This window comes from Patulibacter sp. SYSU D01012 (assembly GCF_017916475.1).
Lineage (GTDB): Bacteria > Actinomycetota > Thermoleophilia > Solirubrobacterales > Solirubrobacteraceae > Patulibacter.
The window spans coordinates 1,717,301-1,733,514 of record NZ_JAFMTB010000001.1 but is presented as its reverse complement, the minus strand read 5'-3'; the positions used below and the strand labels follow the sequence as shown (position 1 = coordinate 1,733,514).

The window sequence follows — 16,214 nt, the reverse complement described above, 5'->3', positions numbered from 1 at the left end:
GCGGCGCCCTCAGTCGATCTCGAGGCGGTCCAGCAGCGCGTCGTCGGAGCGCCAGTTCCGGCGCACCTTGACCTGCAGGTCCAGGTGGACGCGGGTGCCGAGCTCGCGCTCGAGCTCCTTGCGGGCGGCGGTGCCGATCGCGCGGATCATGCGGCCGCCGGCGCCGATGAGGATGCCCTTCTGCGACGGCGACTCCACCCAGGCGTTCGCCACCACGAGGGTCAGGTCGTCGGCGGGCCGCTCGACCTCCTCGATCGCCACCTCGACGGCGTGCGGCACCTCCTGGAACGTGCGGCGCAGGATCTGCTCGCGAACCAGCTCGGCCAGCAGCACGTGCTGCGGCTGGTCAGAGTGCTCGTCCGCGGGGAAGTAGAACGGGCCGACGGGCAGCATCCCGACGAGGTGGTCGAGCAGCGCCGGCACGCCCGCTCCCGTGCGGGCCGAGATCGGGAAGACGTCCTCGCCGATGCCCAGCTCGGCCGCGGCGACGAGGATCTGCACCGTCTCGGCGCGCGACAGGCGGTCGACCTTGTTGACCGCGATCACCGTCGGCGTGCGCTGCTCGCGGAGCTGCGCGGCGATGTAGCGGTCGCCCGGGCCGACGCCCTCCTGGCCGTTGAGCACGAGCAGCTGGACGTCCGCCTCGCGCAGCTCGGCGTCCACGCGGCGCTGCATCCGGCCCGTCAGGTGGTCCTTCGGGCGCTGCACGCCGGGCAGGTCGACGAGGACGAGCTGCGCGTCGGGGCGCGTGAGCACGCCGCGGATGGCGCGGCGCGTCGTCTGCGGCTTGTCGGACGTGATGGCGATCTTCGCGCCGACGAGCGCGTTGGTCAGCGTCGACTTGCCGGCGTTCGGGCGCCCCGCCAGGGCGACGAAGCCCGACCGCTTGCCGCCCGCGTCCTCGGCGTCCGGCACGTACTTCGGGACGGGCAGCTCGATCCCGTCCTCGGCGGAGAAGACCTCGGGGCCGTCCTCGCTCATCGGGCCTCCCCCGCGGGCTCGGGCAGCCAGTGGAGGATCTGCGCCTGCACGGCGAGCATCTCGCCCGCGTCCGTCTCGTGATCGAAGCCCACGAGATGGAGGATGCCGTGCACGACGGCCTCGCGCAGCGAGACCGTGTGCTCGGGGCAGATCACGACGTCGCCGATCTCGCGCGGGCCGGCCACCGGGCCGGCGCCGTCGATCGGGAACGACAGGACGTCGGTCGGCTTGTCCTTCCCGCGGTGCTCGCGGTTGAGCTCGTGGATCGCGTCCGCGTCGACGATCGTGATCGCCACGTGGCCGTCCGTGACGCCGGCGGACGCCGCGGCCGTCTCGACCAGGCGCCGCAGGTCCTCGCCCACGGGCAGGCCCGGCGGCGGGACGTCGTCGTCGCCGAGCTCCAGTTCGATCTCGAGGCCGGCGTCGTCGCCGGGGCGGCCCATCACGCGCGGCGGCGCTCGCGCCCGGCGGGCACGAGCTCGGGCGTCTGCGTCTCGGCGTGCTGGTCGTACGCGTCGACGATCTTCTGCACCAGGCGGTTGCGCACCACGTCGCGGCGGTCGAAGCGGACGAACTCGACCTCGTCGATCTCGTCGAGCACCTCGGCCACGGCGATCAGGCCGGAGCGCTGGTCGCGGGGCAGGTCGACCTGCGTCACGTCGCCCGTCACGACCATCTTCGAGCGGTAGCCCAGGCGCGTGAGGAACATCTTCATCTGCTCGGGCGTCGTGTTCTGCGCCTCGTCGAGGATGATGAACGCGTCGTTGAGCGTGCGGCCGCGCATGAACGCCAGCGGCGCGACCTCGATGACGCCGCTCTCGAGGTACGCCTGCACGCGCTCGGGGTCGAGCATGTCGTGCAGCGCGTCGAACAGCGGGCGCAGGTACGGGTCGATCTTCTGCATGAGGTCGCCGGGCAGGAAGCCCAGGCGCTCGCCCGCCTCGACGGCTGGGCGGGTCAGGATGATCCGCTTGACGTCGTGGCGCGCCAGGGCGTCCGCCGCGGCCGCGACCGCCAGGAACGTCTTGCCCGTGCCCGCCGGACCGATGCCGAACGTCACGGTGTTGCGCCGGATCGCGTCGGCGTAGTGCTTCTGCTGCGCCGTCTTCGGCGTCACGCGGACGTCGCGCGACGGGTTCTGCCAGACGACGTCGCCGAGCACCTCGTCGGGCCGCTTCGCGGCGCCGAGGGCCGAGCCCACGGTCGGGATCGTCGTCGCGTCGAGCGTGTGCCCGCGCTCGGCCAGGCCGACGAGCTCGTCGACGACCGTGGCGGCCTGCGCCACCTGGTCGTCGTCCCCGTCGATCGTCAGCAGGTTGCCGCGCAGGAACACGTCGCAGCCCACCTGTTCGCCGAGCGCGCGAAGCCCGGCCTCGCCGGCGTCGCTGAGCTGCACGGCCACCTCATACGGCACTTCGAGCCGTCGCCTCAGAGGAATCTCCCTGGAGTCGTCGCGTCGCGGTGCACCCCGCCGAGTCGTCCGGCGGAGCGGGGCTGCCTGGAGCCGGCCGCGTCGCAGTACATGCCCGTCCGACGATACACCCCTCCCCCGGACGGCTCGCCGGTCCGGACGGCGCGGCGCGGGCGACGGCGGCCGGCGTCGGGCCGCGCGCACCGCCCGCGGCGCCGCGTCAGCCGCGGCGCAGCAGCAGGGCGGCCCAGTCGCCCTCGGTGCGCCGCTCGGCCTCGACCAGGCCCTGGCGCGCGAACGCGGCGGCGACGCCGTCGGCCTCGTGGACGAGCAGGCCCGACGCGATCAGCGCGTGCGGCGGCGTGCCGACGAAGCCGTCCGCGGCGACGCGCAGCAGCAGCGGGCGCAGCAGGTTGGCCAGGACGAGCGGCGGGCGGCCGTCGTCCAGCGCGCCCAGGCCGGACGCGCCGTCGCGCAGCAGGTCGAAGCGGTCGGCGGTGACCGTCACGCCGTTGACGGCGGCGTTCTCGAGGGTCGCGGCGACGGACGCCTCCTCGTGGTCGACCCCGTGGACGGGGCTCCAGCCCAGCTGGGCGGCGGCGACGGCCAGGACGCCGGAGCCCGAGCCCAGGTCGAGGACCGGCCCGCGGCCGCCGTCGGGGACGGGGCCGTCGGCGAGCTCGACGAGCAGCTCCAGGCAGAGGCGCGTCGTCGCGTGGCCGCCCGTGCCGAAGGCCTGGCCCGGGTCGACGATCAGCTCGGCGACGCCGTCGCCCCCGTGCGGCGGCGACCACGGCGGCCGCACGTGCAGGCGCCCGGCGACCAGGACCGGCTTGTGGAACGCGCGCCAGCGGTCGGCCCAGTCGTCGGCGACCTCCTCGGTGACGACCTCGACGAGGGCGTCGCCGACGGCGGCCCGCAGGTCGGGCAGCGCCGGCAGCTCGCCGTCCGCGCCGTACACCGCGTACTCGACGACGTCCCCCAGGTCGCGCTCCTCCACGCCGGACGGCGCGAGCTCGGTCAGCTCGGCCAGCGCGATCTCGGCGTCCTCGCGGCGGACGCGCAGCGCCAGGCGGATCACGCGCGGCCCCCGGCCGGGCGCGGCGCGGCGGGCGGCACGGCGCCCATCAGCCCTTCCGCCACAGGCGGCGGAGGCGTCCGACGACGGACTCGTGCCCGTCCTGCAGCTGGCCGTCGTCGAGCGAGTCGGCGAGCTCGCGCAGGAGCTCCTTCTGCCGGTCGGTCAGCCGCCGCGGGACGGTGACGTCGACGACGACGTGCAGGTCGCCGCGGCGTCCGCCGCCCACGCGCGGCATGCCGCGGCCGCGCAGCAGGATCGTCTTGCCCGGCTGGGTGCCGGCGGGGATCTCGACCGCGATCGGCTCGTCCAGGCCGTCGACGGTGATCGTGTCGCCCAGCGCGGCGCGCGGCGCCGGGACGGGGACGACCGTGACGAGGTCGTCGCCGTCGCGGACGAAGCGCTCGTCCGGCAGGACCGTCACGACGACGTACAGGTCGCCGTCCGGCGCGCCCGGCTCGCCCTGGTGGCCGCGGCCGCTCAGGCGGATCCGCTGGCCGTCGGCGATGCCCGCCGGCACGTCGACCTCGAGCGTGCGCTCCTGCGGCAGCAGGCCGTCGCCGCCGCACGTCTCGCACGGCGTCTCGGGCACGCGGCCGCGACCGTGGCAGACGTCGCACGGCGTGCGCCGCACCATCTCGCCGAACGGCGTGCGGGCCACCTGGTCGACGACGCCGTGGCCGCCGCAGCGGCCGCAGGTGCGGGTGCCCGTGCCCGGCTTGGCGCCCGTCCCGGTGCACGTCTCGCAGCGGGTGACGACCTCGACCTCGACCTCGACGCGGGCGCCGGTGAGCGCCTGCTCCAGGGTCAGCTCGACGTCGACGGCCAGGTCGGCGCCGGCCCGCGGGCCGGGGGCCGCTCCGCCCCCGCCGCCGAACGCCTGGCCGAAGACCGCGCCGAACAGGTCGGACATCGAGCCGAAGCCCTCGAACCCCGTGCCGGCCCCGCCGCCGCGGCCGCGCAGGCCCTCGTGGCCGAAGCGGTCGAACGTGGCGCGCCGGTCGGCGTCCGAGAGGATCTCGTAGGCCTCGGCGACCTCGCGGAAGCGCTCCTGCGCCTCGGGGTCGTCCGGGTTGACGTCCGGGTGCAGCGTGCGCGCCAGGCGGCGGAACGCCTTCTTGATCTGCGTCTCGTCGGCGTCGCGGGGGACGCCGAGCACCTCGTACGGATCACGCGGCACGGTCTGACTCATACGTTCTCGTACAGCTCCTCGACATACCGGGACAGCTGGAAGGCCACGTCGCGGACCGCGCGGATGGCCTGCGGGTAGTCCATGCGGACCGGTCCGATCACCGACACGCTGCCGAGCTTGCGCTGCGGCGGGCCGTAGCCGGCGGCGACGACCGTCAATGATCGCAGAGCGGGCACCGGGTTCTCCGCGCCGATGCGCACGACCACGTCGGGCGTCTGCAGGGCGGCCCGCAGCACGTGCAGGATCGTCGCCCGGCGCTCGAGCTCCTCGAGCAGCGCGTCCAGGTGCGCCACCTCGGACGCCCGCGACTCGTGCATGAGCCGCGCGGCCCCGCTGATGTAGACGCCGCCGCCGGGCCCGGCGCTGCCCTCGCCCAGGCCGTCGAACACCGGGCGCAGTGCGTCCAGGAACCCGCGCTCCGTCGGCCCCAGGCCCGGATCGTCCAGTCGGGCGCGCAGCATCCGCGCGCCCAGGCCGATGCCGGCCAGCCGCTCGTTCAGGTACTCCTTCGACCACGCGGCCAGGCCCGGGTCGACGGGCTGCGGGAAGGTCAGCACGCGCTTGGCGACCTCGCCCGCCGACGTGATGACGACCACCATCACGGTCCGGGGCTGGAGCAGGAGCACCTCGACGTGGCGGACCGTCGCGGTCGAGACCGGCGGCGCGGTCACGACGGCCAGCAGGTCGGTGACGGCGGAGAGCGTCTCGCTCGTCACGCGCATCGCCTCGTCGACCTCGCGCTGCACCAGCTCGAGCTCGACGGGCGGCGCGTCGACCACGGCCGGCAGCAGGTGGTCGACGAAGTAGCGGTGGCCCGCGTCCGTCGGCACGCGGCCGGCCGACGTGTGCGGGTGGTTGAGCAGGCCGAGCTCCTCGAGCTGCGAGAGCTCGGAGCGGATCGTCGACGGCCCGAACGTGACGTCCGGATCCGCCGCGAGGTTCTTGGAGCCGACCGGCAGGCCCGTCTCGCGGAAGCGCGCCACGACCTTGCCGAGCACCAGCTCCTGGCGTGGGGTGAGCATCCTGCCCCCGATCGTACCGGGCGTCCGCGGACGGTCCGCGGTGCCGGCCCGGCCGCGGCGGGTACCGGGCCTCCGACGGCGGGCGCCCCCTCGGCGGCCCGCACCCGTCAAGCTCCTGTCTCTCTCGATGCGCCGCCCGCTCGCCGTCATCAAGCGCACCGCCGTCGCGTTCTACCGCGACAACGGCACCCAGCACGCCGCCGCCATCACCTACTACAGCCTGATGTCGCTGTTCCCGGTGCTGCTGCTGGCGCTGTCGATCCTGGGCCTGGTCGGGCAGTACCCGCGCACCTACAACGGGATCGTCGACTACCTGCACACCGTCGCGCCGAACTCCGTCGTCGACCCGATCGACACGTCGCTGCGCGAGGCGCTGCGCAGCAAGAGCACCGCCACGACGGGCCTGGTCGTCTCCGTCCTCTTCGCCTTCTACGGCACCACCGGCGTGCTCGAGTCGATCCGGCGGGCGCTCAACGTCGTCTTCCGCGTCGAGGGCGGACGCAGCTTCTTCCACCGCAAGGCCGTCGACGTCGTCTCGACGTTCGTCCTGCTGACGCTCGTCCTGGCGACGCTCGTCTTCGTCGTCGTCGGGCGCGGGCTGGCCGAGGACGTCCTCGACCTCGTGGGCATCGACCAGGGCGCGGCGACCGTCTGGACCTTCGTCCGCTGGCCCGCCGCGGTCCTGTCGGCCCTGCTGGGCTTCTCCTTCGTCTACTTCGTCACCCCGGACTACGGGCACCGCCGCGCGTTCCACCTGGTCACGCCCGGCGCCGCGGTCGGGGTGGGGAGCTGGCTGCTCGTCTCGTGGGGGCTGTCCGAGTACATCCGGGACGTGGTCAACGTCGGCGCGCTCTACGGCACGTTCGCCGGCGCCATCGTGCTCGTCCTCTGGCTGTGGCTGTCGAGCTGCGCCCTGCTCGTCGGCGCCGAGATCAACGCCGCGATCGCCGTCGAGACCGCGCGCGCCCGCGGCGCCGAGGACGCCCGCGAGCTGGAGCGCGCCAGCGCCCACCGCGACGTGACGCAGGACCCGGACGCCGTCGGTCTGCCGCCGCTCGAGGCCGCGCCGCCGGTGGGCGCGGACGGGGACGCCCCCGCGCCGCGGCCGGCGCCGCCGGTCGGGCCCGCGGCGCCGCGGGGGTCGGGCGCGGCACGGCGGCCGGACGGGCGGGGCGCCGCCGACGGGCCGCCCGGCGGCCCCGGCGCCTGAGCGGCGCCGACGCCCACGCCCCGCGCGCGGCGCCAGGCGGCTAGCGCTCCTGCGGCAGGCGCACGTGCGCCTCGCCGTTGCGCACGACGCGCGTGGAGCCCTGCTTCGCGGTCGTCGCGACGACCGCCACCCCGTCCTCGACCGCCGTGACCTTCGCCGTGACGACGATCTCCTTCTCGGGCACGGCCATCCCGCGGAACTCGACCTTCAGCCGGCGCAGGCTGCCCGGGGCGTCCACCCCGCCGACGGCCTCCGTCTGGGCGCGCGCCACCTGCGCCATCGTCCACAGGCCGTGCAGGATCCGCCCGGGCAGGCCGACCTGCTGCGCGAACTCCTCGTCCACGTGGATCGGGTTGAAGTCGCCGGACGCGCCGGCGTAGCGGACCGTCACGTAGCGGTCCGGGGTGACGTGCAGCTCGGGGAGGCTCGCGCCCGGCTCCCAGCGGACGTCCTCGGCCCCGGTCGTCGTCTCGTCGGCCATGCTCAGCTCCCCCGCACGATGTTGGTCCACGTGCCCCGCGAGACGACCTCGCCGGCCGCGTCCGTGGTCTGCGCCCCGAAGACGAAGTACGTCAGGTCGACCCGCTCGACGTGCCGCACCTCGTCGAGCGTGATCGTCGTCGTGACCTCCTCGCCCGCCACGACGACCCGCTCCCAGGTGAAGTCCTGCGCGCCGTGGACCAGGCGGTCCATGTCGATGCCGACCTCGGGGTCGAACATCGCGGCGCCGATCGCCTCGGACGAGTAGACGACGACGAACATCGGCGGCGCGACGACGTCCTCGTAGCCGGCGGCGCGCGCCGCGGCGACGTCGTGGTGCAGCGGGTTCGTCTCGCCGACCGCGCGGGCGTACTCGCGGATCTTCTCGCGCCCCACGGCGTAGGTCACCGGGGGATAGCTCTTGCCCACGGGGGCGGTGGTGTCGGCCACGACGGGTCGGCTCCTGCGGTCGGGATGGTCGCGGGGCACGGGCCGCCGCGGGGCCGGGCGATCGTATCCGTCGCCCGGCGGCCGCCCCACCCGACGCCCGTCGGGAACGCCGGGCGCCGCCGCCGGACGCTCAAGATCGCCGCGCGCCGGGCGATCACGGGGACCAGGAGGCGGCCATCCCCCGGCCGCGCGAGGACCCGGTGCCACGGAAGACGCAACGATCCCGACGGGCGGCCGACGCCGTCCCCGTCCACGGCGGCCCGTTCGGCCGCGAGCAGGCCGAGCGGCTGCTCTGGCGCGCCGGCTTCGGCCCGCGGCCCGGGCAGGCCGAGGCCTTCGCCGCGAAGGGCCTGACCGGCGCGGTGCGCGCGCTCACGCGCCCCGGATCGCAGGCGCTCGTCGGCCCCGCCCCGACCGACGCCGAGGGCCGCCCGATCGCCCCGCGCGACGCCTGGGGCCACGACCAGCTGTGGTGGCTGGACCGGATGGTGCGCTCCGAGGCGCCCCTCGTCGAGCGGATGACCCTCGTCTGGCACGACTGGTTCGCCACGAGCCTGGACGGCGTCGGCCAGCAGCGGCTCATGCTCGAGCAGAACGCGACGCTGCGCACCCACGCGCTCGGCTCGTTCCGCGCGCTCGCCCGCGCCGTCACGCGCGACCCGGCAATGCTGCTGTGGCTGTCGGGGTCGTCCAACAGCCGCTGGGCGCCGAACGAGAACTACGCCCGCGAGCTGATGGAGCTCTTCACGCTGGGCGCGCACGCCGGCTACACCGAGCGCGACGTGCGCGAGCAGGCGCGTGCGCTGACCGGCTTCCGCAACGACTGGTCCGCCGGCCGCGGCCCGCACCGCTTCCGCTACGACCCGAAGTTCCACGACCGCACGGAGAAGCGGGTCTTCGGCCGCCGCGGCCGCTACGGGTGGAAGGACGCCGTCGACCTGTCGGTCCACCACCGCGCCCACCCGCGGTTCTTCGTCCGCAAGCTGTGGTCGGCGTTCGTCCCCACTCCGATCCCGCCGCGCACCGAGCGCGCGCTCGCCGCCCGCTACGTGGCGGGCGGGCACGAGATCCGTCCGGTGCTCGAGGCGATCCTGCTGCACCCGGCGCTGTACGCCGGGCCGCGGATGGTCAAGCCGCCCGTCGTCCACACCGTCGGGATGCTGCGCGCCCTGGGCCGCGGGATCGACACCGACGCGTGGGCGTGGCTGTCCGGCCTGGGCGGGCAGACGCTCTTCCGCCCCCCGAACGTCGCCGGCTGGGACGAGACGCGGTGGCTCGACACCGCCACCTACCGCGGCCGCTGGCTGGCCGCCGGCTACGCGTCCGAGCGCACCCGGGTCGCCGACCCGAAGGCGTACCTGCCGTCCGTCGGCGGCAGCGAGACGCCGGACGAGGCCGTCGACCGGGCGCTCGCCTTCTGGGCCGCGCCGACGATCAGCGCGGCGACGCGGCAGCGCCTCGTGGCCTTCGCCGTCGCCTGCGAGACCGTCGCCGACGAGAAGTGGAAGCGCCAGGAGTACCCCGGCCTGCGCCAGAACGCGCTGCGGATGCTCATCGCCACCTCCCCCGACCTGCAGACGAGCTGACATGGCCGACCACCACCACTGCCGCGGGTTCGCCCGCACCGAGCAGCTGCGCTCGGCGGCCGAGGCCGGCCGCGGGCTGCCCGCGATCGAGGCCGGCATGCCGCTGCCCGCCGGCACCGGCCTGGACCGCCGCGCGTTCCTGCTGCGCGGCCTGGGGCTGGGCCTCGCCGTCTACACCGCCGGCCGCTGGTCGGGGATCGACGCGCTCGAGGCGGGCGTGGCGCAGGCCGCGTCGGGCCCCGCCGCGCCGATCCTGCTGTCCGTCTTCCTGCCCGGCGGCGTCGACGGCATGTCCGTCCTGGCGCCCGTCGGCGACCCGCGGTACCGCAAGCTGCGGCCGAAGCTCGCACTCGGCGAGGGCGACGGGACGGCGTTCTCGGAGGACCACCGCCTGCGCTGGCACCCCGCGGCGGCGGGCCTGGCGCAGCTGCACGCCGAGGGCAAGGTCACCGTGCTGCCGGCCGTCGGCTACGACCACCCCGACCAGTCGCACTTCACGTCGCGCCACTACTGGGAGGTCGGCGCGCTCGACGCCACCGGTCGCACCGGCTGGATGGGGCGCTACCTGGACCGCGTGGGCACGCCGGACAACCCGCTCCAGGGCCTGGCCCTCGACGGGCGGCTGGCCCCCGCGCTGGCGTCGTCCCGCGTCCCCGTCGCCGCGATCGGCGGACCGAGCGACTACGACTTCGGCGCCCAGGGGATCTGGGGCGACGTCGCCGAGCAGATGCTCGCCGCGATGGGCGACATCGGCGCCGTGCACGCCGGGTCGGGCGACCCGGCGCTGCGCGTCGCGGGCGCCGCCGCCGTCCAGGCCGACCGGCTGCGGGCGCAGCTGGCGCCGTTCCGGCCCGTTCACGACGACGCGCCGGCGTACACCAGTCCGGTCGCGTACCCCCACAGCAGCGAGTCCGCGTTCCCGCAGCGGCTGGCGGACCTGGCGGCGATGATCGCCGCCGGCCTGCCGCTGCGCTGCGTCGCGCTCACCGCCGCCGGCGAGTACGACACCCACGACCACCAGGCGGACGCGCTGGCGTCGGGGCTGAAGCTGACGTTCGACAGCCTCCTGGCGTTCCAGCGCGACCTCGAGGCCCGCGGCCTGGCCGACCGGGTCCTGATCCACGTGTGGTCCGAGTTCGGCCGGCGCGCCGAGGAGAACGGCTCGCTCGGCACCGACCACGGCGCCGCCGGCGTCGGGTTCGTCGTCGGCACCCGCGCGTCCGGGCGGATGGTCGGCGAGTTCCCCGGCCTGGGCGCCCTCGACAAGGAGGGCAACCTGCGCGCCACCAGCGACTTCCGCGGCGTCTACTCCGCGCTGCTCGAGCAGTGGCTGTCGACGGACGCCGGCCTCGTCATCCCGGACGCCCGCCGCGTCCGCCGACCCCACCTCGTCCGATGACCCTGCTCCGCCGCCCCCTTCTGCTCCTGCCGGCCGTGCTCGCCGCGACGCTCGTCGCGCTGCTCGCCGTGCTGGCGGTCCGCCCCACCTGGGCGGCGCCGCCGAACCGGCTGCTCGTCGGGGCCCTGGAGTGGCGCCTGGAGCTCTCGCGCCAGAGCGTGCGCCCGGGCCCCCTCGTGCTGCAGCTGCAGAACCGCGGGGAGGACGCCCACGACCTGTACCTGCAGCGCGTGCGCCGCGACGGTCGGCCGTACGGCCGCACGCTGCGCGTGGCGGTCACGCCGTCCGGCCGGCTGACGACGGCCGACCTGTCGCTCGCGCGCGGCCGGTGGCGCCTGTGGTGCTCGCTCCCCGGGCACCGGATGGCCGGCATGCAGGCGTTCCTGCGCGTCGGCTGACCCGCCGCGCCGACGGCGCACGCGCACCGCGTCCCGCGGGGGACCGTCGCATCGGCGCGGGCGCTGCGGCAGGATGGCGGACCGTGCTGACGTCCCGTCCCCGTCGCCTTCCGCTGCTCGCCCTCGCCGCCGCCACGACGCTGGCGGCCCCCGCCGCCGCCCACGCGGCGGGCGAGCTCGACCCGCTCGAGATCCCGCGTCCGCCCGCCGCGAGCCCGCGCGCCGAGATCGACCCGATCGCCCCCGGCGACGGGTCGAGCGCCGCGCCGCCCGCGGCGCTCGAGACGGCCGAGCAGCGCATGGAGGCCGCCGCCCCCGGCGACCTGTGGGCCGTCGCGGACGCCGCCGCCACCCCGGTCCTGGAGACCTGGAGCGCCAAGCGCGGGGCGTACGTCGCGAACGGCATCCGGGCGCGCATGAACGCCGAGATGCTGCTCCTGCAGTCCTACGCCGCCCTCGCGGGGCACACCGGCCCGAGCGGCGCGCACCCCGAGCGGATCGAGGCGCTCGTCCGGCTGATCACCGGGCCGATGTACGTCTCCACCCTCGAGGGCCGGGTCACGCCCGCGCCGGTCAAGGGGCACAGCGTGACCGCGCACGCCCCGGGGTTCGCCGATCCCGGCGGGTCGCCGGGATCGATGCACCAGGCGCTCGACGCCGTCGCGATGCGGGCGCTGGCCGCCGCGTGGCAGGCGCGCGACGTCGTCGGCCTGTCCGCCGAGGCGCGGGAGCTGATCCTCGACCGCGTCCGCGCGGTCGCCACGTCGCCGTTCTGGCGCTTCCCCGGCCGGCTCCTCAACCAGATCAACTGGAACGCCGACGTCTACGGCGCGTACTTCACCGTCACCGGGGACCCGACGCTGCTGCGCGACGACTACCGCCGCCAGCTCGTGTGGTTCGCCGACCACGCCCGCACGCAGGCGTACCCGGGCGGCACGAGCAACCTGGCGAGCGGCCTGGGCTTCCACTACGTGCCCAACCGCGGGGCGAGCAACTACATCAACCGCGTCGACACCGCCGAGTACGCCAACGTCGTCACGGGCACCCTCGCGTACCTGGACCAGGCGCTGGCCGCCGGCATGGCGCCGCTGCCCGCGCGCACCCGCACGACGCTGCGCGACTGGATGCGCCGCGTGGCCTACGGCGACTGGACGAGCGCCGGCTACCTCAACTGGGACACCGGCAAGGGCCTGGACCGCCTGCACCTGACCCAGTACTGGATCCTGGGCCTGCGCGGGTTCGCCGCGGGCGCCCAGGGCTCGGGCCGCCAGGGCCTGGTGCCCGGCGGCGTGCCGACGGCGCGGTGGCTCGTCCGGCAGGCGGTCGCCCGGTACCAGGCGCGGGCGAAGGACGCCGGGTCCGTGGTGCTGCCGGCCAGCGACTACGGCTTCACGGGATCCAACCTCGTCTCCGCGTCGTTCGACGGCCTGACCGGGACGGCGCGCTTCGCGTCCACGCTCGCCGAGCTGGCCTCGAAGGGCCTCGCCTCCCCCGCCGGCGCGCAGACCCGCGCGCTACCCGACGCCTACGCGCACGACGCGTCGCTCGGCCGCCTGGCCGTCACGACGTCGCGCTACAGCACCGCGATCGTCCGCCCGTGGAAGACGCTGCGGACCGGCGGGCTGGAGCCGTCGCGTCTGTTCGACGCCCGCGGCCGCGCGCTCACCCAGGTCGGCGGCGGCGGGCCCGGAACCCTCGGCCTGCGCCTGCTTGCCGGCTCGACCGTCCTCGCCGACACGCAGCCCGGCACGACGCGGGCCCAGCAGAGCGCGCTGCGCGTGCCGGCGAAGGCCAAGGACCGCTCCGCGACGCTGCCGAGGGCGCTGACGGTGACGGGCAAGGACAGCGGCTCGAGCGCGCGGGTCGACGTCACCCACCGGCTCTCGTCCGACCGGATCCGCACGACCTATCGCATCCGCAACGACCGCACGAAGGCGATCGTCGCCGAGCTGCGCGTGCCCACCTACGGGAAGGGCGACGCCGGGTCCCTGAAGGTCGGCGAGCGCCTGGACGCCGACGACCTGACCGGGACGCAGACGATCACCACGCCGACCGGCGCGCGGTTCCGCCTGGCCCTGACCGGGCTGCCGGCGACGGCCGAGGGCGTCGTCGTCCGCGTGGCGAGGCAGAAGGGCAACCCGCAGCCCGGACCGATGCTGCGCGTCCGACTGAAGGTGCCGGCGAAGAAGGCCCTGACGCTCCGCCGCACGATCACGGTGCCGGCGGCGCGCTGAGCCCCCGTCCCGGTCAGATGATGATCGGGACCGCGCCGCCGTCCGTCGACCACGCCGCGCCGGTCACGAACCCGGCGCGGCGCGACGCCAGCAGGGCGATGACGTCGGCGATCTCCTCGGGCGTCCCGAAGCGCCCCAGCGGGACGCGGCCGCGGGCGGCCGCCAGCGCCTCCTCGCGCGTCTGGCCGTGCCGCTCGGCCGCCTGGTCGGCCAGGCCGCCGGGCTGCAGCCACATCTCGCTGTCGATCGGCCCGGGCGCCACCGCGTTGACGCGTACGCCGCGACCGGCCAGGTGCTGCGCCCAGGCGCGGGAGAGCGACAGCTGGGCCGCCTTCGTCACCCCGTAGGCCATGTTGCTCGGCGACGGGCGCTTGCCCGACGACGACGAGACGAGCACCGCGCGGCCGCCGCCGGGCGCCGCCGCCAGGTCGTCCTGCGCCGCGAGCAGCAGCGCGTTGGGGCCGAGGACGTTGATCCGCCACTGCGCGTCCCAGTCCTCCGGGGTCAGGTCCTCGGGCGCGGCCTGGAACGACATGCCGGCGCCGATGACCACCGCGTCCAGGCGGCCGTGCGCCTCGCGCGCCGCGGCGACGATCCGGGCCCCGGACGCCTCCTCCGTCACGTCGGCGGCGACGTACGCGTGCGGGCCGCCCGGCAGCTCGGCCTCGAGCCGCCGCAGGGCCGCCTCGGTCCGGGCGACGAGCACGAGCCGGGCGCCCTCCTCGGCCAGCCGCGCGCAGACGGCGCGACCGATCCCGCTCGTCGCGCCCGTGACGACGACGGCTTCTCCGATGAGCTCGAGGTCCATCGGGCCATCGTGGCAGGCGCGCGGCGGCGGGCCGTCGAACGCCGCTACTTGTCGTCGCCGAGCTCGAGCACCGCGAGGAACGCCTCCTGCGGCACCTCGACGCGCCCGACCTGCTTCATGCGCTTCTTGCCGGCCTTCTGCTTCTCGAGCAGCTTGCGCTTGCGCGAGATGTCACCGCCGTAGAGCTTCGCCGTGACGTCCTTGCGGTACGCCTTGACGGTCTCGCGGGCCAGGATCCGGCCGCCGATCGCGGCCTGGATCGGCACGTCGAACATCTGGCGGGGGATCCGCTCCTTCAGCTTCTCGGTGAAGCGGCGGCCCATGTCCTGCGCCTTCGTGCGGTGCACGAGCAGCGACAGCGCGTCGACCGGCTCGCCCGACAGCAGGATGTCGAGCTTGACGAGGTCGCTGGCGCGCAGGCCGATCGGCTCGTAGTCGAAGGACGCGTAGCCGCGGGTGCGCGACTTGAGCTGGTCGAAGAAGTCCAGGACGATCTCGACGAGCGGCACGTCGTACGTCAGCTGGACGCGCTCGGCCGAGACGTACTGCATCCCCTGGTGCTCGCCGCGCTTCTCCTGGCACAGCTCCATCACCGTGCCGACGTACTCCGTCGGCGTGAGGATGTTGATCTTCACGAACGGCTCCCGGATCTCCTTGATGAAGGTCGGGTCCGGGTAGTCCGACGGCGAGTGGATCTCCTGCACCGTGCCGTCCTGCAGCGTCAGCTCGAAGCCCACCGAGGGCATCGTCGCGATCAGGTCCAGGTCGTACTCGCGCTCGAGCCGCTCGCGGACGATGTCCATGTGCAGCAGGCCGAGGAAGCCGATGCGGAAGCCGAAGCCGAGGGCGTCGGAGGTCTCGGGCTCCCACGCCAGCGCGGCGTCGTTGAGCGACAGCTTCTCGAGCGCGTCCCGCATGTCCGGGTACTGCGCGTTGTCCGTCGGGAACAGGCCGCAGAAGACCATCGGCTTGATCTCGCGGTAGCCGGGCAGCGGCTCCTCCGCGGGCTGCAGCTTCTCGCCGTCGCCGCGCACCTGGGCGCGGTGCGTCAGCGTGTCGCCGACGCGCAGCAGCATGACGTCCTTGATGCCGGTGATCAGGTAGCCGACCTCGCCCGGGCCGAGCTCCTGGATCGGCACCATCTGCGGCGAGAAGATGCCCAGCTCGTCGACGTCGGCCTCGGTGCCGGCCGCCATCGCGCTGATCTTGTCGCCCTTGCGGAAGACGCCGTCGACCACGCGGATGTAGGCGACGACGCCGCGGTACTGGTCGAACTCCGAGTCGAAGATGAGGGCGCGGGCGGGCGCGTCGCGGTCGCCGTCCGGCGCGGGGACGGTCTGGACGAGCTGGTTGAGGACCGCCCCGACGCCCTCGCCCGTCTTGCCCGAGATGCGCTTGATCGAGTCCGCGTCCTCGCCGAGCAGGTCCGCCACCTCGGCGCCGACGCGCTCGGGCTCGGCCCCCGGCAGGTCGATCTTGTTCAGGCACGGGATGATCTCGAGCCCCGCGTCGACGGCCAGGTAGGTGTTGGCGAGCGTCTGCGCCTCGACGCCCTGCGAGGCGTCGACGACGAGCAGCGCCCCCTCGCACGCCTGCAGCGAGCGCGAGACCTCGTAGGTGAAGTCGACGTGCCCGGGCGTGTCGATCAGGTGGAACATGTACGTCTCGCCGTCGTCGGCGTCGAAGTACACGCGCACGGCCTGCGACTTGATGGTGATCCCGCGCTCGCGCTCGAGCTCCATCGAGTCCAGGAGCTGGTCCTGCATGTCGCGGTCGGCGACGGTGTCGGTGAGCTCGAGGATCCGGTCCGCCAGCGTCGACTTGCCGTGGTCGATGTGGGCGATGATCGAGAAGTTGCGGATCTTGGACTGGTCGGCCATGCGGAACGACCAAGGGTACGGGGCGCCGCGGGTCCTCCGCGTGGTCGCCCCGTCCGACCGCCCTCCCCGTCGGCGCGCGGCGCGC

Annotated in this window: 15 protein-coding genes; 5 read left to right on the top strand and 10 right to left on the bottom strand. The window is 75.0% G+C overall.

Annotated features, from left to right (window positions below):
- Positions 1-9: 9 nt before the first annotated feature.
- The 6 genes from era to hrcA all read right to left on the bottom strand — a co-directional run bounded on the left by era (position 10) and on the right by hrcA (position 5,684).
- Positions 10-981, bottom strand: a complete 972-nt coding sequence (gene era, locus J3P29_RS07925) for a GTPase Era (RefSeq protein ID WP_210492536.1) — start codon at positions 979-981, stop codon at positions 10-12.
- Positions 978-1,424: an rRNA maturation RNase YbeY gene (gene ybeY, locus J3P29_RS07920; protein WP_210493023.1), complete on the bottom strand. Its 447-nt coding sequence runs from the start codon at positions 1,422-1,424 to the stop codon at positions 978-980. The genes era and ybeY overlap by 4 nt, the downstream gene beginning before the upstream one ends.
- Entirely contained in the window at positions 1,424-2,377 is a 954-nt protein-coding gene (locus tag J3P29_RS07915) for a PhoH family protein (protein WP_349239782.1), read from the bottom strand. The genes ybeY and J3P29_RS07915 overlap by 1 nt, the downstream gene beginning before the upstream one ends.
- A 235-nt stretch (positions 2,378-2,612) precedes the next feature.
- Positions 2,613-3,473 carry a 50S ribosomal protein L11 methyltransferase gene (locus J3P29_RS07910; protein ID WP_210492533.1) on the bottom strand — a complete coding sequence of 287 codons (861 nt, stop codon included), beginning with the start codon at positions 3,471-3,473 and terminating at the stop codon, positions 2,613-2,615.
- A gap of 46 nt (positions 3,474-3,519) precedes the next feature.
- Entirely contained in the window at positions 3,520-4,650 is a 1,131-nt protein-coding gene (gene dnaJ / locus J3P29_RS07905) for a molecular chaperone DnaJ (protein WP_349239781.1), read from the bottom strand.
- Positions 4,651-4,658: 8 nt separating this feature from the next.
- A complete protein-coding gene (hrcA, locus tag J3P29_RS07900; RefSeq protein ID WP_210492531.1) occupies positions 4,659-5,684 on the bottom strand; it encodes a heat-inducible transcriptional repressor HrcA in 1,026 nt (341 codons plus the stop codon).
- 127 nt (positions 5,685-5,811) lie between these two features.
- On the opposite strand from hrcA, the gene J3P29_RS07895 reads away from it, so the two are divergent.
- On the top strand, positions 5,812-6,894 hold the full coding sequence (locus J3P29_RS07895) for a YihY/virulence factor BrkB family protein (RefSeq protein WP_210492530.1): 1,083 nt from the start codon (positions 5,812-5,814) through the stop codon (positions 6,892-6,894).
- Positions 6,895-6,934: 40 nt separating this feature from the next.
- On the opposite strand, the gene J3P29_RS07890 is transcribed toward J3P29_RS07895, so the two are convergent.
- Together J3P29_RS07890 and J3P29_RS07885 are read right to left on the bottom strand one after the other, a co-directional pair.
- Positions 6,935-7,375 carry a MaoC/PaaZ C-terminal domain-containing protein gene (locus J3P29_RS07890; RefSeq protein ID WP_210492529.1) on the bottom strand — a complete coding sequence of 147 codons (441 nt, stop codon included), beginning with the start codon at positions 7,373-7,375 and terminating at the stop codon, positions 6,935-6,937.
- Positions 7,376-7,377: 2 nt separating this feature from the next.
- Positions 7,378-7,824: a MaoC family dehydratase N-terminal domain-containing protein gene (locus J3P29_RS07885; RefSeq protein WP_210492528.1), complete on the bottom strand. Its 447-nt coding sequence runs from the start codon at positions 7,822-7,824 to the stop codon at positions 7,378-7,380.
- Positions 7,825-8,024: 200 nt separating this feature from the next.
- Between J3P29_RS07885 and J3P29_RS07880 the strand changes: the two genes are divergently transcribed.
- The 4 genes from J3P29_RS07880 (at position 8,025) to J3P29_RS07865 (ending at position 13,441) form a co-directional block, all read left to right on the top strand.
- Positions 8,025-9,410 (top strand): DUF1800 domain-containing protein, encoded by a 1,386-nt coding sequence (locus J3P29_RS07880; protein WP_210492526.1) that lies wholly within the window; start codon positions 8,025-8,027, stop codon positions 9,408-9,410.
- Between the two features lies 1 nt (position 9,411).
- Positions 9,412-10,809, top strand: coding sequence for a DUF1501 domain-containing protein (locus tag J3P29_RS07875; protein WP_210492525.1), 1,398 nt, complete (start codon positions 9,412-9,414; stop codon positions 10,807-10,809).
- On the top strand, positions 10,806-11,207 hold the full coding sequence (locus J3P29_RS07870; protein ID WP_210492524.1) for a hypothetical protein: 402 nt from the start codon (positions 10,806-10,808) through the stop codon (positions 11,205-11,207). The genes J3P29_RS07875 and J3P29_RS07870 overlap by 4 nt, the downstream gene beginning before the upstream one ends.
- Positions 11,208-11,290: 83 nt before the next feature.
- A complete protein-coding gene (locus J3P29_RS07865; RefSeq protein WP_210492523.1) occupies positions 11,291-13,441 on the top strand; it encodes a hypothetical protein in 2,151 nt (716 codons plus the stop codon).
- A gap of 13 nt (positions 13,442-13,454) precedes the next feature.
- On the opposite strand, the gene J3P29_RS07860 is transcribed toward J3P29_RS07865, so the two are convergent.
- Positions 13,455-14,249 (bottom strand): SDR family oxidoreductase, encoded by a 795-nt coding sequence (locus J3P29_RS07860; RefSeq protein WP_210492522.1) that lies wholly within the window; start codon positions 14,247-14,249, stop codon positions 13,455-13,457.
- 44 nt (positions 14,250-14,293) lie between these two features.
- Positions 14,294-16,129, bottom strand: a complete 1,836-nt coding sequence (gene lepA, locus J3P29_RS07855) for a translation elongation factor 4 (RefSeq protein ID WP_210492521.1) — start codon at positions 16,127-16,129, stop codon at positions 14,294-14,296.
- Between the last annotated feature and the right edge of the window lie 85 nt (positions 16,130-16,214).